The organism is Pseudomonas sp. S1_G07, from assembly GCF_054668565.1.
On record NZ_CP162778.1, the window covers coordinates 1,978,538 to 1,998,180 of the forward strand.

At 57.6% G+C, this 19,643-nt stretch carries 12 protein-coding genes; 4 read left to right on the top strand and 8 right to left on the bottom strand.

The genetic code is table 11. The features are described from left to right. Positions 1-43: 43 nt before the first annotated feature. The 6 genes from AB4O05_RS09050 to AB4O05_RS09075 form a co-directional block, all read right to left on the bottom strand. Positions 44-1,441 (bottom strand): OprD family porin, encoded by a 1,398-nt coding sequence (locus AB4O05_RS09050; RefSeq protein ID WP_460131519.1) that lies wholly within the window; start codon positions 1,439-1,441, stop codon positions 44-46. Positions 1,442-1,612: 171 nt separating this feature from the next. Beyond that, positions 1,613-3,217 carry an ABC transporter substrate-binding protein gene (locus AB4O05_RS09055; protein WP_460131518.1) on the bottom strand — a complete coding sequence of 535 codons (1,605 nt, stop codon included), beginning with the start codon at positions 3,215-3,217 and terminating at the stop codon, positions 1,613-1,615. Positions 3,218-3,521: 304 nt separating this feature from the next. Continuing rightward, positions 3,522-5,150, bottom strand: coding sequence for an ABC transporter substrate-binding protein (locus AB4O05_RS09060; protein WP_460131517.1), 1,629 nt, complete (start codon positions 5,148-5,150; stop codon positions 3,522-3,524). Positions 5,151-5,408: 258 nt separating this feature from the next. After that, positions 5,409-7,010 (bottom strand): ABC transporter substrate-binding protein, encoded by a 1,602-nt coding sequence (locus tag AB4O05_RS09065; protein WP_460131516.1) that lies wholly within the window; start codon positions 7,008-7,010, stop codon positions 5,409-5,411. Positions 7,011-7,129: 119 nt separating this feature from the next. Continuing rightward, entirely contained in the window at positions 7,130-10,432 is a 3,303-nt protein-coding gene (locus AB4O05_RS09070; protein WP_460131515.1) for a dermonecrotic toxin domain-containing protein, read from the bottom strand. 190 nt (positions 10,433-10,622) lie between these two features. Further along, positions 10,623-11,333 carry an SIMPL domain-containing protein gene (locus AB4O05_RS09075; protein WP_460131513.1) on the bottom strand — a complete coding sequence of 237 codons (711 nt, stop codon included), beginning with the start codon at positions 11,331-11,333 and terminating at the stop codon, positions 10,623-10,625. A 205-nt stretch (positions 11,334-11,538) separates the two neighbouring features. Between AB4O05_RS09075 and AB4O05_RS09080 the strand changes: the two genes are divergently transcribed. Then, positions 11,539-12,801, top strand: coding sequence for an ATP-binding protein (locus AB4O05_RS09080; protein WP_460131511.1), 1,263 nt, complete (start codon positions 11,539-11,541; stop codon positions 12,799-12,801). Continuing rightward, positions 12,794-13,354: a response regulator transcription factor gene (locus tag AB4O05_RS09085; RefSeq protein WP_010565532.1), complete on the top strand. Its 561-nt coding sequence runs from the start codon at positions 12,794-12,796 to the stop codon at positions 13,352-13,354. The genes AB4O05_RS09080 and AB4O05_RS09085 overlap by 8 nt, the downstream gene beginning before the upstream one ends. A 138-nt stretch (positions 13,355-13,492) precedes the next feature. Here the strand turns inward: AB4O05_RS09085 and AB4O05_RS09090 are convergent, their stop codons facing one another. Beyond that, entirely contained in the window at positions 13,493-16,375 is a 2,883-nt protein-coding gene (locus AB4O05_RS09090; protein ID WP_460131509.1) for a dermonecrotic toxin domain-containing protein, read from the bottom strand. Positions 16,376-16,638: 263 nt separating this feature from the next. Here AB4O05_RS09090 and AB4O05_RS09095 point away from each other — a divergent pair, with 263 nt between their 5' ends. Beyond that, positions 16,639-18,363: an ABC transporter ATP-binding protein/permease gene (locus AB4O05_RS09095; RefSeq protein ID WP_460131508.1), complete on the top strand. Its 1,725-nt coding sequence runs from the start codon at positions 16,639-16,641 to the stop codon at positions 18,361-18,363. A 61-nt stretch (positions 18,364-18,424) separates the two neighbouring features. Here AB4O05_RS09095 and AB4O05_RS09100 read toward each other — a convergent pair whose 3' ends face one another. Next, a complete protein-coding gene (locus tag AB4O05_RS09100; protein ID WP_460131506.1) occupies positions 18,425-18,862 on the bottom strand; it encodes a Z-ring associated ZapG family protein in 438 nt (145 codons plus the stop codon). A gap of 147 nt (positions 18,863-19,009) precedes the next feature. Between AB4O05_RS09100 and AB4O05_RS09105 the strand changes: the two genes are divergently transcribed. After that, positions 19,010-19,639 (top strand): alpha/beta hydrolase, encoded by a 630-nt coding sequence (locus tag AB4O05_RS09105; RefSeq protein ID WP_460131504.1) that lies wholly within the window; start codon positions 19,010-19,012, stop codon positions 19,637-19,639. Positions 19,640-19,643: the final 4 nt, after the last annotated feature.

Here is a 19,643-nt window from a genome sequence, read left to right on the forward strand (position 1 = left end):
AAACGGCGGGCTCGTCCTGAGCCCGCCGTCTACCTGGCGCTAATTAAAGAATGTTGAACGGGATGGTGGTGACCAGACGGAACTCTTTGATGTTGCCGTCAGGCTGTTCTGCGCTGGCGCGGTGAGTCACGTAGGTGCCACGGATAGTGGTGGCCTTGAGTGGGCCGCTCTGAATCGCGTAGGAGGTGCCAACGCCGTATTCCTGGTGCTTCTCGCCGTCCATCAGACGCAGGTCGCTGCGGGACTTGCCAGCGGTGCCATAGGCCGTGCCGGTGTAGTGGGTACCGTCGATGCCCCAGCCGCGTGCCGAGTAGATGTTGAACTTCAGGCCTGGCACGCCGTATTCGGCCATGTTGATGCCGTAGGCGACCTGGAAGGACTTCTCGTTCGGGGCGTTGAAGTCGGACGTCAGGGAGTTGGCCAGGTAGATGCCGTTGGTTTCGTGCAGGTAGTCGAAGTACTCGTTACCGTTAACTTCCTGGTACGAGAAGGTCAGGCTGTGAGCCTGGTGGGTCAGCCCCAGGGACAACGAGTAAGTGTCGTTGTCGATGTTGCCCATCTTCTTGCTGCCGGTGTCGGTGGTCTTGTAGTAGTTCAGGCCGGTGGTCAGTGCCAGGGTCTGTGCATCACCCAATTCGTGGGTGGCACCGAAGTAGTACTGGTTCCAGAAGTCTTCGACGTTAGCGGCGAAAACGCTGGTCTTCAGGCTCTTGAACGGCTGGTAGTTGAAGCCCAGGGTTTTGACCTTGTCGGTTTTCTGGCCATTGCCGTACTCGGATACGAATTTGGTCAGGCTCTGCTCGGTACGCGGCGAAACGCGATCGAAAATACCGCCTTGGAACGACAGGTTGCTCAGCTCTTCGCTGTTGAAGCTCACGCCTTCGAAGCTCGACGGCAGGGCACGGTTGCCGATGGTGTCGACGATGCCGCTGCTGAAGTTCTGGCGACCGGCGGTCAAGGTGGTGTTCGAGACACGGAACTTGACGTTGGCCAGGCCCAGCTTGCTCCATTGGTCTACTGCATCGCCATTGGAGTCGGCCAAGGTACGGTTGGAGCCGCCCTTGATGTCGCGCTTGCTACGGTCCAGGACCAGAGCATTGTAGGCCGCGACTTCGGTCGCCACGCCCACGGTGCCTTGGGTGAAGCCCGAGGAGTAGTTGAGGATGGTGCCTTGTACCCAGTTCTCGCGGCGCGAATCCGTGAGGGTTTGGCCGTGTTTCGTGTAGCTGAAGTTCTGGCCACGGAAGCGCTGTTCGCTGGAGTACCAGTTACGCGTGGTACCGCCCAGGCTTTGACCATCGATAAATCCCTTGGCCTCGCTTTGGGCGCTGGTGCCGGCCAACGTGGTTGGAACGAAGTCCTGGCTGGCGGGTTCAGCGAAGGCGGTTGCGGTGATGCTGCTGATGGCCAAGGCCAGAAGCGCTTTGCTGCTCAGTTTCATGGGTTGAAGCTCCTTTGGTTCTCTTTTTAATGCCGGTCTTTTTTGGTGATCCGGCTATTGGGTGTGTAACTCGATCAAGCTGGTGCAAACGTTTGCTGTAGGAAAAATCCCAACAAAAGGCTGCGCGTTTGCGAGAGAGCCAACTTCGCTCTCTGCAATCCGGTTATTTTCTTATGGGGTAATACTGACGCCCGAGAATACGTTGCGGCCGAAGGGGCTTACTTTGAAGCCTTCGACTTTGGCGCTTAACGGCTGGTTGACCGTTGAGTGGGCGACGGGCGTGATCGGCACCTGCTGCTTGAGCAGTTGCTGCGCCTGTTTGTACAGAACAGTCCGTTGTTCTCGGTCGGTCACGACCTTGGCTTGCTTGATCAGCTTGTCGTACGCCGGGTCACACCACATGGAGTAGTTGTTCCCGCCGATGGCGTCGCAGCTGTAGAGGGTGCCCAGCCAGTTGTCCGGATCACCGTTGTCGCCGGTCCAGCCGATCAGGCTCACATCGTGCTCACCGTTCTTGGTGCGCTTGATGTATTCGCCCCACTCGTAGCTGACGATCTTGACCTTGAGGCCGATCTTGGCCCAGTCGCTTTGCAGCATCTCGGCCATCAGCTTGGCGTTGGGGTTGTACGGACGTTGCACCGGCATCGCCCACAGGGTGATCTCGGTACCTTCCTTCACGCCGGCAGCCTTGAGCAGTTCCTTGGCTTTTTCCGGGTTGTAGGCGGCGTCCTTGATGCTGTCGTCGTAGGACCATTGGGTCGGCGGCATGGCATTGACTGCCAACTGCCCCGCGCCCTGGTACACGGCGTTGAGGATGCTCTGCTTGTTCACCGCCATGTCCAGCGCCTGGCGCACTTCGAGCTGGTCGAATGGCTTGTGGCGCACGTTGTAGGCGATGTAGCCGAGGTTGAAACCGGGCTTGGTCAGCAGTTGCAGCTTCGGGTCGGCCTTGAGCGCGTCGACGTCGGCCGGGCGCGGATGCAGGGTGATCTGGCATTCGCCGGCCTTGAGTTTTTGCACGCGCACCGAGGCGTCGGTGTTGATGGCAAAAATCAGCTGGTCCAGCTTGACCTTGCTCGGGTCCCAGTACTGTTTGTTACCCACATAGCGGATCTGTGAGTCTTTCTGGTAGCGCTGGAAGACAAAGGGGCCAGTGCCGATCGGCTTCTGGTTGATGTCGCTGGGCTTGCCTTCCTTGAGCAACTGCTCGGCGTATTCGGCCGACAGGATGGCGGCAAAGCTCATGGCGATGTTCTGCACGAACGCGGCGTCGACTGTGTTGAGTGTCATTACCACGGTGTGCGGGTCGGTTTTCTCGACCTTGGCGATGTTCTTGTTCAGGCTCATCCCGTTGAAATACGGGAACTCGGTAGGGTAAGCCTTACGAAACGGGTGCTCGGGGTCCAGCATGCGGTTGAAGGTGAACAGCACGTCGTCGGCGTTGAAGTCCCGGGTCGGCTTGAACTCCTTGTTGCTGTGGAATTTCACCCCTTCGCGCAGGTGGAAGGTATAGGTCAGGCCGTCTTCGGAAATATCCCACTTAGTTGCCAGCCCTGGTACCACATTGGTCGCGCCCTTTTCGAACTCAACCAGGCGGTTGTACAGCGGCTCGGCCGCATCGTTGTCAGTGGCGGTGGTGTATTGCGCGGTGTCAAACCCCGCCGGGCTGCCTTCGGAGCAGAACACCAGGCTCTTCTTGTCGGCGGCCTGGCTCATCGTGGCCGCAGCCAACAGGCTGGTGCCAAAAATAGCGGATAGAACGGTGGTATGGCGCATGACGATCCCGATCCTTGTTTGTAGTTGTCATCAGCGAGCAATCACCCTGGCTTGCGGCCAGGGGGACATCACTGATCCCACGCACAGCAAGTGCATTTCCCAAATGGCGGCGTCTGCTGTCCTACGACGTTATGGGTCGCGGACTTCGCAGTAAATGCGCCAAATCGGATTGACCCTGTAGGCAATGGAGCTGCGTATCGCAGTTCGTTGCTGTAAGAAGCAACGACTGCGAGCGTGGGCTGTTTCCTACGGGTCTGGTGGATGTAATAACGGCGACGTGTTGAGACGTCGCCGTTATCGATCCTTACTTGCCGCTTACGCTCACGCCATAGAAGGAGTTCAAGCCAAACGGGCTGATCTTGAAGTCCTGTACGGTGTTGCGCATGGGTTGATACACCGTCGAGTGCGCGATAGGTGTCATCGGGACTGCGTCTTTGAGGATATGTTGCGCCTGCTTGTACAGCTCGGTGCGTTTGGCGACATCCGAGGTGGCCTTGGCTTCCTTCACGATGCCATCGAATTTCTTGTCGCACCATTTGGAGAAGTTGTTACCGGCCAGCGAATCGCAGCCGAACAGCACGTTCAGCCAGTTGTCCGGGTCACCATTGTCGCCGCTCCAGCCAATGATCATGGCCTGGTTCTCGCCGCCTTTGGAGCGTTTGATGTACTCGCCCCATTCGTAGCTGGTGATCTTGACCTTCAGACCGATCTTGGACCAGTCGTTCTGCAGCATTTCAGCCATCAGCTTGGCGTTCGGGTTGTACGGACGCTGAACCGGCATGGCCCACAGGACGATCTCGGTACCTTCCTTGACGCCGGCTTCCTTGAGCAGCGCTTTGGCTTTTTCAGGGTCGTACTTGGCGTCCTTGATGGTGGTGTCGTAGGACCATTGAGTCGGCGGCATGGCGTTGACGGCCAGTTGGCCGGCGCCCTGGTAGACGGAGTCGATGATCTGCTGCTTGTTCACCGACATGTCCAGTGCCTGGCGCACGCGCAGGTCGGCCAACGGGTTCGGCTGGTCGCTGCCCTTGACCTTGTCCATGACGTTGTAAGCGATATAACCCAGGTTGAAACCGGCCTGGTGCGGCAGTTTCAGGTCTTTATCGGCTTCCAGTGCCTTGAGGTCGGCAGGGCGTGGGAACAGGGTGACCTGGCATTCGTTTTTCTTCAGCTTCTGGATACGCACCGATGGGTCGGTGGTGATGGCGAAGATCAGGTTATCGATCTTCACGTCTTCAGGTTTCCAGTAGTCCTTGTTGCCGGTGTAGCGAATGTTCGAGTCTTTCTGGTAGCTCTTGAACACGAACGGGCCGGTGCCGATCGGCTTCTGGTTGATGTCCTGCGGGGTGCCGTTCTTCAGCAGTTGGGCGGCATATTCGGCCGATTGGATCGACGCGAAGCTCATTGCCAGGTTCTGGATGAAGGCGGCGTCCACGGTGCCAAGGGTGAACTTGACGGTGTGGTCATCGATCTTTTCGATGTTCTTGATATTGGTGTCCATCCCCATGTCCGTGAAGTACGGGAACTCGGTGGGGTAGGCCTTACGGAATGGATCGTCTTTATTGATCATTCGGTTGAAGGTGAACAGTACGTCGTCAGCCGAGAATTCACGAGTGGGCTTGAAGTACGGGGTGGTGTGGAACTTGACGCCTTCGCGCAGGTGGAAGGTGTAGGTCAGGCCATCCGGGGACACGTCCCAGCTGGTGGCCAGGCCAGGAACCACGGCGGTGCCGCCGCGTTCGAACTGGCTCAGACGGTTGAACATGGTTTCGGCCGAGGCATCGAAGTCTGTTCCGGTAGTGTACTGGCCTGGATCGAAACCGGCCGGGCTCCCTTCGGAGCAGAACACCAGGTTAGTTGCCGCGAGGGCTGCAGGGGCGGCGGCCATAAGGCCAGCGCTCACTAATAACGGAAGGACTGCGTGTTTAAGCATGTTGGCCTCATGATTTGTTGTCATTTTTGGTGGTGAGGGCGACCTCGTGAGTCGGCCTGCGGATACTTATGCAGGCGCCATACCCATTGCAAGATGCTGAACCACTGCAAGGCGGAAAGAGTGGTACGAACGTACATGAATGTCGCAATTATGAAAGTTTAGACATATTTGCATTGATTTAGAGGTTTTTTTCGGTGCGGCGAGCGCACCAAAAAAGCCCGACCGAGGCGTCTGGCGCACTCGGTTGGGGCGTTGCTGTTACTTATCTAGACTCACGCCGTAGAACGGCGTCAGCCCAAAGGGGCTGATCTTGAAATCGTGGACTTCCTTGCGCAGTGGCTGGAAAACCGTCGAGTTCGCAATAGGCGTTATAGGTACTTGTTCCTTAAGTATTTTTTGTGCCTGTTGATACCACTTGATGCGCTGTTCGCGGTCGTTGCTGACCTTGGCCTGCTGTACCAGTTTGTCATAGGCCGGGTTACACCATTTGGCGTAGTTGCTGCCCTTGACCGCGGCACAACTGTAGAGCACGCCGAGCCAGTTATCGGGGTCGCCGTTGTCGCCGGTCCAGCCATAAATCATCGCATCGTGCTCGCCATTTTTGGCGCGCTTGATGTATTCGCCCCACTCATAGCTGACGATATTGGCCTTGATGCCCACCTTGTCCCAATCCTGCTGGATCATTTGTGCCGACATGCGCGCATTCGGGTTGGACGCGCGTTGGACGGTCATCGCCCACAGATTGATGGTGGTACCAGGTGCAACTCCTGCTTCTTTTAGTAGCGCCTTGGCCTTGGTCGGGTCGTACGGGGAATCTTTGATTGTCGGGTCATAAGACCACTGCGCCGGTGGCAGCGCGTTCTGCGCCAATTGCCCGGCGCCCTGGTACACCGCCTTGATGATTGCCGGTTTGTCGATGGCCATGTCCAGGGCCTGGCGCACCTTGAGTTGGTCCAGTGGTGGATGGGTCACGTTGTAGGCCAGGAAGCCCAGGTTGAAGCCGGCTTGCTGCAGCACGCGCAGGTTCGGGTCCTGCTTCATCACTTCGATATCGGCGGGGCGCGGGTAGCCACTGACCTGGCATTCACCGGCCTTGAGTTTTTGCAGGCGCGACGCGGCGTCCGGGGTGATGGCGAACACCAGGTTGTCGAGTTTTACGTCCTCGGGCTTCCAATACTGTTTATTGGCGACGTAGCGAATCTGCGAGTCCTTCTGGTAGCGCTTGAACACGAATGGCCCGGTGCCGATGGGCTTCTGGTTGATGTCCTCGGCCTTGCCTTCTTTCAACAACTGCGCGGCGTACTCGGCGGACTGTACCGAGGCGAAGCTCATGGCCAGGTTCTGCACGAACGAGGCATCGACGTTGTTCAGGTTGAAACGCACGGTGTGCTCGTCGACTTTATCAACGCTCTTGATCGTGGTGTTCAAGCCCATGTCGGTGAAATACGGCGACTCGGAAGGGTAGGCCTTGCGGAACGGACTCTGGGCATCCATCAGGCGATTGAACGTAAACAGCACATCGTCGGCATTGAAGTCGCGGGTCGGGGTGAAGAAATCGGTGGTGTGGAACTTGACGCCCTCGCGCAGGTGGAAGGTATAGCTCAGGCCGTCAGGGGAAATGTCCCAGCGCGTCGCCAGCCCCGGTTCGACCTCGGTGCCGCCGCGCTTGAACTGGGTCAGGCGGTTGAACACGGTTTCGGCGGAGGCGTCGAAATCGGTGCCGCTGGTGTACTGGCTGGGGTCGAAGCCGGCGGGGCTGGCTTCGGAGCAATAGACCAGGGTGCTGGCCGCCTGGGCCATCGGCATAACGGCCAGCAGGCCCGCGGTGAGGAGGAGCGGTTTTAAGGCGATTCTTTCCATGGAGACCCCTGAGGTGGCAGGCAGTAAAGCTGCCCGAACAAAAAACGACGATAACCGAGGTTACCGCCGTTTGTGGGGCATCAGGTAGGACGAATCGCTATCTGCACAGGTTCCGCTGCCTACACTACAGAGGGCGTTGATACCTCTATCTTGGTCGGTGCAGTGGGGTCGATGCTGTAGCCGCCACTGTTCAATTCGTTACTCTCACGTAGTGTGAAGGTCCTGGTACTGACAATATCCAGGTCTCTGACGTTGATCAGTCCGTCATCCGTGATCTGCCGCAATTGCCATTGGGTTGAGGCCTTCACTGTATGAACCTTGCCTATGGGGTCATAGGTGATGACGAAGCTTTTCTCCCCGGCGTTCACGGCATACCCTTCTTTGAGGGCCGGTGGCGATAACTCCATGAGGGCCGGGAACGAACTGCCCTGGTGGGCAACTTCAGAGATACGCGCACGTAGCGCTGGATCAGGAATGGTTCGTTCAAAGGTCGCGATCCTGTGTTCGATGGTGTCCTCGAATGTGTCACCGCGATAGTCGAGCTTGGTGCGCACGTCTCCACCGGGTTGCTTGGTGACCACGCTGTAGCGCTCACGATTCAGATCAGGTGCAAAACTGGAGGAGTAGTCATCGTTGGAGAACGTGCTCGGTTGGGCCTTTTCACCCTCGGAAACACTGAACGCGCCATCGTCCACTTGCCACGAAGTGATGAGCTTGCGCCTGACGGTCGGGCCATCCTGATAAAGGGTATTGTTGAAGACATAGTCGGTGCCTTCGTTCAGGTTCAGGTAATCGTCGAACTTCTCCGCGCCTTCGGCGCTCGACCCGTCGGCTTGGAGAAAGCGCTGCGCGATCCGGCTTGCACTCGGTGATTCACTGCCCGACGTCGGCGAATCGGAGCGTTGCCATGGCCACTTCAGCCCGCCACTGGCCGAGGCACGTACCCACTCGCCGTTGCCGTCGGCGTGTACCGTCAACACCGGTTTACCTGTGTCGCGGTCGATGATCTGCACATAGTCGTCGCTCAGTTTGAAGTCGCTTTTGATCTCGTATACCTGGCGAACGCCGGTGGCGTCGGTGTAGCGGATAAACCACTGGTCCGTGTCGGTGGCGGCATTTTTAACCTGGTACATGCCCTTCGCGTTGCGGGTGGCATTTTCGATGAGCTGCTCCCCGTTCGGCACCGCGTATTGGCTGATAGTACCCACCTGACTGGGCCGCAGACGGTTGATGACGCTCGCGTTTCCCGGGTTTTCGATGGGAAACGTTTCGGCGGCGGGTTTGGGGGCGGCCGAGGATTCTCCAGGAGGGGTGAACGGGTCGTCGGCCGTTGCACTGGCGCCCACCGAGAACAAGGTGTTCAGTAAACCGTCGAAGGCCTTGGAGGCGCCGTCGTTACGCTCGGCGAGCGTATCGCCGGATGCCTGTTTTTCCGCGCCCAGTGCCAGTTCGGTCAAGCCGGTAGCGGCTGCCGCGACCGCAACGGGCGCCGCAATCGGGGCAAGCTTGGTCAGCAGGCCCGCAGCGACAGTAATATCGTTAAGCCAAGTGTCGCGCGTCACCTCGCTGTTGGATTTGATCATGACGTCGGCATCACTGGTCATGCGCGCTTTACTGGCCGATGCCATGGCAGAGAAGACGTCCTCCTTGATGTGCGACCCGTCGCCATCGAACGTCGGGTCTTTGGCTTTTCCGCTGGCGAGGTTTTTGGTGATCGTGTCCAGACCGTCTGTTTTGGTGCCGGCATTCGTGAACCACAAAACGGGCATGAACACCTTGGTCAAGCGTTCAATCTTGCCCGGTTCATGGTCCTGGCGGCTGATCAATGGAAAATGAGCAAGCAGGGCCTCGCGCTTTTTTGGGTCCTTGGTTTGGTCTATCACCCACTGATCCAGCTTCTCCAGGGAATCGAACCTTAGAAATGCCGGTTCGGCACCAGGGATATAGAGGACCTGCCGACCACCGTCGGCAGCGCTGAAGCGCACGATGTCGTTGGACAAGAAGCCTTTGATATTGAAAGCGTGTACCTGGACATCGCCGTTGAGCGGGGCTTTGGCCTTGAGTTGTTCAATGCTCAGCGGTGTATTTTCGTTAAGTGGAAGATTGGGCACCGCAGCCATGACCAACCGATAGTCTTCCCGGCTGAATCGATGTTCGGGGGCTTGCAGTGCTTGTTCTGCAGGCAGCCTCGCTTCTGAGGCCTTCAGTTGCTTTCGAGCTTGATAAGTAAACTCGCCTTTGATTGCCGTCTGGTAATCATCGCCGTGGGCGTTCCAGAAATTGTCGATTTTCTGGGTCATCTGTGTTTGAAAGTCGGTTTTCCAACTCGCGTGCATAAGAGCCGATGGCGCCAGCGGGAACTGGTTATGTGCGCCGTATCCGTCCTTCTGGCTCTGACCCGGGCCGTCTGTGTAGATACCCGCTTCCACGTCCAGATTGCCTGGGACCCAATCGTGTTCGGAGAAGTTTTTCAGCAATGCATCCGGCAGGCGCAGGGAGGACGCAGGCTCTTCGTTCACGTGTTCCCACCCGGTAGCGGTTGATGCGCTTTGTGAACCACTGAAACGGTTCAAATAAAGTGTATCGGCATCCACCTGCTTGCCGGTCAGTTTGAAAATGACCGACTCCGCCCAGAGTTTTGCCTGCGCGCGCACATTTGGCAGTTCGTCAGCAACCTCCATCGCCAGGCGTTTATACGCCAATGCTTGAGGTGCCTGGGTGTAGAACGTCTCGGCGTTCAACTTGAGCTGTTCGAGGGACTGGGCCGAGCGGCTGCTGGCAGAGCGCAAACGATCATCCGGTGGGATGGGGTCGAAGGCTTGGTTGTGTTCCAGTCGCCGGATCTGTGTTCGAGCTTCGGCCAGTGACGTGGGAAGGCGTTCCCCGTAGAAGTTGGCGACCACGCCCGCGCGGACCACGGTGTAGTCATCGCCAAAGCGCATCTGCAACTTTTCAACATTGCCCGGAGCGATCACTTTGGCTGCCGCTACAAGCGGGCCACTGACCTGGCCCCAGCCCGAGTTGTCCGTGAGGGTGAAGGTTTTCGTCTCGCCCCTTACGTTGGCGGTCAGTGCGCCCGTGCGGGGGTTGACGGTTAAAAGCGGGGTCTGGTCGATCTTCTGCTCGCGCATCCACGCTTGAACGACCGGATGCTCCAATTGCGCCCGATACACCTCGAGCCATTGGCCCAATGTGCTCTCGGGCGGCACCTTTACAAGCTTGGGCGTCTTGCCCTGCACTTTGGTCTGCACCGCTGCGAGGTAGGCGTCAAGCAGCGCTGCCTCGTGGGGGGAGGCTTGGGGGGCGGGCGTGTCGTTGGGTGCCTTGGTGGGGGGCTGCTCGGTCTGTGTTGCCGGGCTGTTCGAGAATAGGTGGGTGTGTTGCTGAAGAGGGGCGGGGGTACTGCTGGGAGATAGGCTCATATTCGCAGTTCTCGTGAATTAAATAGATACCGACACAGCACTCCCTGTTAGCCGCGGCGCTATTTTCGTAACGAAAACCGCGTGTTTGATTCCACCGAATATGCCGCTTGATATGACGTAGCCGGGTGGATGAAGCATAAAAAAGGCGCAAGCCCTTGAGGGCTGCGCCTTTGTTGGTCGAGTGAAGTGTTTATTGCAGCACTTCGATCACCCCGTCGGCACTCATGCTCACCTGGCTGGTACCGGCTTCCACCTCCGGCACCGGCGCTGAATCCATCATGGCGGCTTTCATCATCATCCCACCGCGTGCGTATGGCTGTGGATAACCATTGGTGTTGAAGTTCAGGTTGACGATCTTGTAACCCTTGCCACCCAACGCATCGGTGGCCAGTTGGGCGCGCGCCTTGAACGCGGCGACCGCCTCCTTGAGCAGCGCATCTTCACTGGACTTGCGCGTGGTGTCGGCGATGGCGAAGTCCATGTTTTGCATTTTCAGGGTATTGAGCAACTCGCCGGTGAGCTTGGACAGCGCCGGGAAGTCCGCACTCTCCAGGCGCAGTTCGGCGCGTTCGCGCCAGCCGGTGATCTTCTGGTTCTTGTTGTCGTAGATCGGGTAGCTGTTGCGGCTGCCCTGGCGCAGGGTCACGGCCTTGACTTCGCGGGCCTGGCCCAGGGCCTGGTTCATGGTGGTGGTGATTTCGGCGGCGAGCTTGGCCGGGTCGGCGTTCTGGGATTCGGTGTAGAGCGTCACGATCATCTTGTCGCGGGCCACTTCCTGGCTGACTTCGGCGCGCAGGGCGATCTGGTTGTAATGCAACTCATCGGCGGCGATGGCCGGGAGGCTGGCCAGGGTGCTTGCGCCGAGTGTGATGAGGGCTGCGCTGCGAGTGAAACGAGACATGAGAGCTCCTTGAGATAGTCGTGTTCGGTAAGACTGTAGACGGTGGTGGCAGGTTCTTCGGGTTTACACATTCTCTACATGTTGTTTTGCGTCCGACGAACGGTTATTCAGCCGGCCTGCGTCAAAGAGCCACACGCGCCGTGTGAGCCGGTCGGCTTCGTTTATACTCCTGCCGATCCGCCTGCAGCGCTCACCGGGAGAGCTCATGCTCGCCGCCGTAAAACTGACTTCCGCCACCCGCCAGAACCTTTGGCGACTGACGTTCATTCGTACCCTGGTACTGGCCGCGCAGGCCGGTTCGGTTGGCCTTGCCTATTGGTTCGACCTGTTGCCGCTGCCCTGGCTGCAACTGGGCGTGACCCTCGGTTTTTCCATCGTTCTCTGTGCGTTCACCGCCATTCGCCTGCGCACCACGTGGCCGGTGACCGAGCTGGAATACGCGCTGCAATTGGCCTGTGACCTGTTTATCCACAGTGTGTTGCTGTATTTCTCCGGCGGCTCCACCAACCCGTTTGTTTCTTATTACCTGGTGCCCCTGACCATCGCGGCGGTGACCTTGCCGTGGCGCTATTCGGTGGTGCTGTCGGGCATCGCCCTGACGCTGTACACCCTGCTGCTGGCGCAGTTCTATCCCTTGCAGACCTTTCCCATCGCGCGGGAAAACCTGCAGATCTATGGGATGTGGTTGAGTTTCGCGCTGTCTGCGGCGGTCATCACTTTCTTTGCCGCACGCATGGCCGAAGAGCTGCGCCGACAGGAAGAGCTGCGCGCCATTCGCCGTGAAGAAGGCTTGCGTGACCAGCAACTGCTGGCCGTTGCCACCCAGGCCGCCGGGGCCGCTCATGAGTTGGGCACGCCGCTGGCCACCATGAGCGTTTTGCTCAACGAAATGACTCAGGACCATCACGACCCTGTACTGCAGGAAGACCTCGGCGTACTGCGCGAACAGGTCAAGCAGTGCAAGCAGACCTTGCAGCAGCTGGTGCGCGCCGCCGAAGCCAATCGCCGCCTGGCGGTCGAGATGCAGGACGTCACCCGCTGGCTCGACGAAGCCCTGAACCGCTGGCACCTGATGCGCCCCGAAGCCAGTTACCGTTTCCACCTGTTGGGGCAGGGCACTGTGCCGCGCATGGCGCCACCCCCGGATCTGACCCAGGCGCTGCTCAACCTGCTCAATAACGCCGCCGACGCCTGCCCCGAAGGCCTGGGCGTGCAGTTGGACTGGGACCTGGAAAACGTCACCATCAGTATTCGTGACCACGGTGCGGGCGTGCCGCTGGCCATTGCCGAGCAGATCGGCAAACCGTTCTTTACCACCAAAGGCAAAGGCTTCGGCCTCGGCCTGTTTTTGAGCAAGGCCAGCGTGACCCGCGCGGGCGGCTCAGTGAAGCTCTATAGTCATGAGGAAGGCGGCACGCTCACCGAGCTGCGCCTGCCCCGTGTCGCACGAGGAGATATCGATGAGTGACGAGATCCAAGTCGAAGGCGAAGAACTGCCGCACCTGTTGCTGGTAGATGACGATGCCACCTTTACCCGCGTGATGGCGCGCGCCATGAGCCGTCGCGGTTTTCGCGTGAGCACCGCAGGCTCCGCCGAAGAGGGCCTGGCCATCGCCCAGGCCGACCTGCCGGACTACGCTGCACTCGACCTGAAAATGGACGGCGACTCCGGCCTGGTGCTGCTGCCCAAGCTGCTGGAGCTCGACCCGGAAATGCGCGTGGTGATCCTCACCGGTTACTCCAGCATCGCCACCGCTGTCGAGGCGATCAAGCGTGGCGCCTGCAACTACCTGTGCAAACCGGCGGATGCCGATGATGTACTGGCCGCCTTGCTTTCCGAGCACGCCGATCTCGACACCCTGGTGCCGGAAAACCCGATGTCGGTAGACCGCTTGCAGTGGGAACACATCCAGCGCGTGCTGACCGAACACGAAGGCAATATCTCCGCCACCGCGCGTGCCCTGGGCATGCACCGCCGCACCCTGCAGCGCAAGTTGCAGAAACGCCCGGTACGGCGTTGAGCCCTCTAAAGGGCTGAGAACTACGCCCGACAAAAGGCGCGGATTTACAAAGGCCGCGCCGTTTTTATTGTTGGGTGCATTCGTTATTGCAAGACTATCGCCCTCGTCGGTGGCCCGTTACAGGTTTTGATGGCCGTTTCAGAACGGCCATGCAACGCTGCCGTCAAACAAGTTGTATCGTTGCTTGGGCATTTTGGTAGGTCCTCCAAAGTACACATACAGCACGCCATTTTTTTCCTTGGTTGCCAGCACTTCGAGCGAAGTGTCAGGTGGAACCGCTACATGATCCGGCAACATGGAGTTGGACAAGTTTTTCTTGGGGATATATTCGTCAAATATGTAGACGACGGGTATGGTTTTTTCGGCGGGTTTAATGTTGTCCGCCCAGATATTCCAATCCTTGGCATTGCTCGCTTGGGTCGACGCCGATTGCACGCCAGTGTCTCGGAACACTTTCCCTACGCCCGATTTCAGGCTTTTTGCACCTTCAGGGGAAACATGGGCGTAACGATAAGACACGCCGTTATAGTCACTTTGCTTGGCAAAGTCGGATAAAAACTCTTTTACATTCTGCGGGTACAGATCGGGGTTTGTTTGTTTTCGAAGGACATCGTTTATCTCATCGGAACCCGCCTCTGTGTACTCGGACAAGCTCTGATATTCTTCGGCCTTGGACTTTTGTATCAAATCGGTTAGCTCATCAGAGAATTTCTTTCTGTCGGCTTCAGAGAGTGACTCCGTGGGGGTCTCGATGTTCTTGATCATTTCATTCAGTTGTTTTTTCGCAACCGCCGCTCGGCCCCAGGGCAGGTTGATACCGCCTGGGCCGTTGACTAATGTCCAATTTCCAGCGTGGGTCGAATGCGCCGTCACCGCTGGTTTTCGAGTCGCTGGGTCTATGATTTGAACATAATCGTCACTTAGCTTGAAACGGCTGTCTATTTCAAATACGCGCTCGACGTTTTTATCATCCTTCAATGTGATGAACCATCTGTCTCCCTCGCCGCCCTTGACCTGATAAATGCCTTTGCTGTTGCGTGTAGCCGTACTGATCAACTTTTTTCCATCGGCTATGGCATAGGCGCTGATATTCCCGGCTTGGCTGGGTCGCAGTGGGTTTCCAGGCTCGGTTTGCGAACTTTCAATCGCAGGTTCATCTTCAGCGGCGACGGGTTCGTTCGCAGGCTCGGGATCATCGCGAGTGCCGACTTCAGTAGGCTCGATCTCTTCTGCGATGCCTTCGCCCTTACTTGCTGGCTTCAAGATGCGTGGGGCCACCACCAGCGCCGCATTGAAAAGGCCGAATACTATTCGCTCGGTGCCTTGCGGTTTGCCTTTTATGGCGTCGTCGACACCGATGCCTGCTTCGGTGACTCCACTGGCCAGGTAAAAAGCATCCAGCGCCAGCGCCACTTCAGGCATCGCAAGAGCCAGCGGAGTCAGGAACATTGCCACTTTGGCAGCCTTTTCCAGCCCGGAGAGGATCGTTTTTTTGGTGACATCTGCGTCACTGGTTATGGTGACGGTAGCATCCGAATAAGAGCGCTCTTTTTGACGTTTGGTGATTTCATCGAACGGCAATTTAGTGGGTTCTGTAGTAATAAATTCCTGCGGATTCCAATAGCCGCTGAAAGCCCGATTATTATAGGAAAATAGTCCTCCTGGAATTTCACGCTTCTCAGGCCAGGTACCAAGTCCAGTCAGCGTCTCGTCTATACCGGCCCGCGCGTACCCGTTAGGTTTATCTTTCTGGGGGAAGTGCCCCGCCAACGCAGCACGTTTGGCGGGGTCAGCCATTTGCTTGGCGAGCCAGTCCTTCATTTCGGCCTGGCTCTTGAAGGTATGAATGGGCGAGCTATTGCCGGGTATATAAAGCAGGGTGAGCGGAGGAACCTTATTACCCTGCGCATCGAACTTAACTTTGGTATCTGTTATGTACATAAGGTCGGTGGATTGATAATGCCCGAGCTTGAGCAGCCCCACTTCAATAGTGGGATCTTTCGGCGGGTTCTTTTGAAGGGACTCGTATGTGATATCCGGCCAGGATTCCTGATGGCCTGCCAAGCCGGCGGCCCGCATGATCAACTCGCGGCCCTGCGCAGTCAGGCTGCCTTCCTGATGCTGGGCCATGGCTGATTTCACCAGCGACGCTTTGGCCAGCGTCGGGTACTTCTCCTTGTGGCTGCTCCAGAAATCATCCAGGAATTTTCCGTAGGGCTTTTCATAGTCGGCTTTCCAAATCAGTTCCTTGAACTGCGCAGGCGTGATTGAACTTTGGTTTTTTTCGTTGTAAACGGTCGCCGACGATGTGTCGGATTCTTTGTAGATCCCCTGATAAGTATGCGTGATGTCGGCTTTTTCATTGTATGGACTGAAGCGACTGGAGAAATCGAAAATGCCAGGTTTATGCGCCTTCAAGTCGGGCTTGACGATGACGTTGGGGCCGCCTGAAAAGAAGGGTATTGGATAACCTTTTCCTTTTGGCGTGTCTTGTGCGTTGGTGATGAGCGCCTCGGTTAATGAGATTCTCTTGATGACTTTCGCAGGATAGGGTTTTTCGCCGGTGGTGTTGTAATCGAATGTTACGAGGTAGGTGTTATCGGGATCTATGTTCCATTTTTCTTTCTCGGCGGGTGTCTTGGCTTTTTCTGCCATTTCGGCAAATTTTTTCTTCAAGAAAATAGACGCTTCTTGCGTGACTGATTTGAACGAATCGGAAATTTTTTGCACGACTGGGTCAACATTGATATTAGGACCTATGTCTGTGGGTATTATATTTTTTTGCCCCTGCCCAACTTTTTTGCCCGGATCCGGGTTAACGCTTTGCTCCCTATAATCGCCTGGTGATTGGGGGTCCGGCACAACCTGCTGCACCAGTTCTTGCTCTATGGGGGGCTTGGGATCAATTGAGCGTCTATGGCGCTGGTTTGCATTGGATTGTTGCTGGCTGTCGTTGCTGGGTGACCGCTGATGTCTGGGCAATGCAGTGTAAGGGGAATTAAATGGAGGGCCTATTTGCATAAAAGACATCTCTATATGTGCGACATGGATATTCCTATCCTGTGTGGTCGCGACGTAAGAGAGGTTCCACTATCGCTGTCATCCTTTTTAGTCTTTCAATTGATTTTGAGCTTTTTTCCTATAGGCCCCGCCGAAGCTATTCAAAGCGTTCTGTTTCGCGCTGAACCTAAGCTGAACAGACTGCTTCAGGCCGCACGGACACCTGAACCGACCCTCTATGATCGGTTCATACGCTTGTAAAATTTTCCTACCGAGCCTGAACGATGAATCAGAACGCTGAGTACTCCGCGGTCAACGACGCGGTGCGTGGGCAATTTTTTCGCCGAACCTGGACGATGATCACACCCTATTGGCGCAGCGAAGAGAAGGGCAAGGCCTGGTTGTTGCTCGCCGTGGTGATCGGCCTGTCGCTGTTCAGCGTGGCAATTTCCGTGTGGCTCAACCATTGGTACAAGGACTTCTACAACGCCCTGGAGAAAAAGGACACCGCAGCCTTCTGGCAGCAGATCCTCTATTTCTGCGGTATCGCGACGGTGGCGATTCTCGGCGCGGTCTACCGCCTCTACCTGACCCAGATGCTGACCATTCGCTGGCGGGCGTGGCTCACCGAAAAGTACTTTGCACGCTGGCTTGGCAACAAAAACTACTACCAGCTTGAGCAGGGCGGTTACACCGATAACCCGGACCAGCGAATTTCCGAAGACCTCAACAGCTTTACCCTGAACACGTTGGGCCTCGGCCTTGGGTTGCTGCGTAATGTCGTCAGCCTCGTGTCGTTTTCCGTCATCCTGTGGGGGGTGTCGGGCAGCGTTGAGGTGTTCGGCATCACCATCCCAGGCTATATGTTTTGGTGTGCGTTGCTCTATGCCGCCGTCGGCAGTTGGCTGACGCACCTGATCGGTCGCCGTTTGATCGGTTTGAGCAACCAGCAACAACGTTTCGAAGCGGACTTGCGCTTCTCCATGGTGCGGGTGCGGGAAAATGCCGAGAGCATCGCCCTGTACAACGGTGAGCCAAACGAGAATCAGCGTCTGAGCGCACGGTTCGGTAAGGTCTGGCATAACTACTGGGACATCATGAAAGTCTCCAAGCGCCTGACATTCTTCACTGCGGGCTACGAACAGATTGCGATCGTCTTCGCCTTTATTGTCGCGGCGCCGCGGTATTTCTCCGGCAAGATCGAGTTGGGCGAGCTGATGCAAATCAACTCGGCGTTCGGCAACGTGCAGGGCAACTTCAGCTGGTTTATCAGTGCGTACTCCGACCTGGCCGGCTGGCGCGCTACCAGCGACCGTCTATTGAGTTTTCAGCAGGCCATGACTGACAACGAGCAACGCCCGGCGGCCATCGATGTGAGTGCGCAAGGCGAGCGCCTGGTGGTGCAGGGGTTGGGCATGAACCTGTCCGATGGCCGTCACTTGCTTACCGACGCCAACATGATTGTCGAGCCGGGCCAGCGCCTGATGCTCAGTGGTCGCTCCGGCAGCGGCAAAAGCACCTTGCTGCGTGCAATGGGCCACCTGTGGCCGGCGGGCCACGGCAGCATTCGCCTGCCGGCGGCGCGTTACCTGTTCCTGCCGCAGAAGCCGTACCTGCCGATTGGCACGTTGGCGGCAGTATTAAGTTATCCACAAGACGAGAGCGTGTACCCGGCGCAACGTTATGCACAGGTTCTGGAGACCTGCCGCTTGGCGCACCTGGTGGGGCGTCTCGATGAGGCCAACCACTGGCAACGCATGCTCTCGCCGGGTGAGCAACAACGCCTGGCCTTTGCCCGCGCATTGTTGTTCGCGCCGCAATGGCTGTACATGGACGAAGCCACCTCGGCCATGGACGAGGAGGATGAGGCGACGTTGTACCAGGCACTGATCGATGAGCTGCCGGGCCTTAGCATCGTCAGTGTCGGGCACCGCAGCAGCCTCAAGCGTTTCCATGGGCGGCATGTGCGCATCGAGGGTGGGTGGTTGCAGGAGCAGCCTGTGGCCTGAGACTCAACAAAAAGCCCGGCTGATCATCGATCAGCCGGGCTTTTTGATTGCTTGAAGCGACTTACTTCTTCAAGCCGTAATGCTCATCCAGCATGCCCGGGGCGTTTGGCGTTTTTGGCGCGTAGTCCCGTGGCGGTTCCTGGTTTTCCCGGGGCGGGGTCAGCCGCTCGCGTGGCGTTTGCGGTGCATCGGAATGCAACGCGGCCAGCAGGCGCTGACGGGTAATGTCATCGAGGGCCAGGCGATTGGCGCCATCGGCGAGGTGATCCTGTACGTCCTGGTAGCTCTGGGTGAGCTTCTTGACCAGGGTCGCGGTGCTGTTGAAGTGGGTAACAACCTCGTTCTGATAACTGTCAAAACGTTCCTGAATGTCATCCAACTGACGCTGCGTGCGGTTAGGCGCGGCATTCGGCAGCAGGCGAGCAACCAGGAATCCAATGGCGACACCGGCAACCAGGGCAAGAGTCGGCAACAACCAAACTAAGAGCGAGTGTTCCACGAGTCCTTCCTCTATAAACGGCTTTGCTTTACGTTAACGGCTCGGACCTGCGCTGTATACCGCGATTAAGCTCGCAATGATGCCATGCACAGACTTTTAGCTAGACGAGTCGACCCTTTGAGAGGTCACGGAGTTCATCTCTTGCTCATGCGTGAAACCCCCGTTTTGATCGATGGCCCGGTGGGCCAGTTGGAAGCCCTGTACCTGGATCACCCCGAGCCACGTGGCCTGGCGCTGATCTGCCACCCCAACCCGGTGCAGGGCGGGACCATGCTCAATAAAGTCGTTTCGACCCTGCAACGCACCGCCCGCGATGCCGGTTTGATCACTTTGCGTTTCAACTACCGTGGCGTCGGCGCCAGTGCCGGCAGCCACGACATGGTCACCGGTGAAGTGGACGATGCCGAAGCGGCCGCCACCTGGTTGCGGGAAAAACACCCCGATCTGCCGATCACCTTGCTCGGTTTCTCCTTCGGTGGCTATGTGGCCGCCAGCCTCGGTGGCCGTCTGGAAGCCAAGGGCGAAAAGCTCGCGCACCTGTTCATGGTCGCCGCCGCGGTGATGCGCCTGCGCGATACCGATGTGCTGCCCCAAGGCTGCCCGCTGACCCTGATCCAGCCGGAAACCGACGAAGTGGTCGACCCGCAGACCGTCTACGACTGGTCCGCCGCCTTGAATCGCCCCCATGAGCTGCTGAAAGTGGCAGAATGCGGACACTTTTTTCATGGCAAGCTGACCGACCTCAAGGGTCTGGTGCTACCGCGTCTCTCCAATTGATAGC

Coding starts and splice junctions, on each gene's coding strand:
- AB4O05_RS09050 (WP_460131519.1), bottom strand. CDS start 1,441: ATGAAACTGAGCAGCAAAGCGCTTCTGGCCTTGGCCATCAGCAGCATC.
- AB4O05_RS09055 (WP_460131518.1), bottom strand. CDS start 3,217: ATGCGCCATACCACCGTTCTATCCGCTATTTTTGGCACCAGCCTGTTG.
- AB4O05_RS09060 (WP_460131517.1), bottom strand. CDS start 5,150: ATGCTTAAACACGCAGTCCTTCCGTTATTAGTGAGCGCTGGCCTTATG.
- AB4O05_RS09065 (WP_460131516.1), bottom strand. CDS start 7,010: ATGGAAAGAATCGCCTTAAAACCGCTCCTCCTCACCGCGGGCCTGCTG.
- AB4O05_RS09070 (WP_460131515.1), bottom strand. CDS start 10,432: ATGAGCCTATCTCCCAGCAGTACCCCCGCCCCTCTTCAGCAACACACC.
- AB4O05_RS09075 (WP_460131513.1), bottom strand. CDS start 11,333: ATGTCTCGTTTCACTCGCAGCGCAGCCCTCATCACACTCGGCGCAAGC.
- AB4O05_RS09080 (WP_460131511.1), top strand. CDS start 11,539: ATGCTCGCCGCCGTAAAACTGACTTCCGCCACCCGCCAGAACCTTTGG.
- AB4O05_RS09085 (WP_010565532.1), top strand. CDS start 12,794: ATGAGTGACGAGATCCAAGTCGAAGGCGAAGAACTGCCGCACCTGTTG.
- AB4O05_RS09090 (WP_460131509.1), bottom strand. CDS start 16,375: ATGCAAATAGGCCCTCCATTTAATTCCCCTTACACTGCATTGCCCAGA.
- AB4O05_RS09095 (WP_460131508.1), top strand. CDS start 16,639: ATGAATCAGAACGCTGAGTACTCCGCGGTCAACGACGCGGTGCGTGGG.
- AB4O05_RS09105 (WP_460131504.1), top strand. CDS start 19,010: ATGCGTGAAACCCCCGTTTTGATCGATGGCCCGGTGGGCCAGTTGGAA.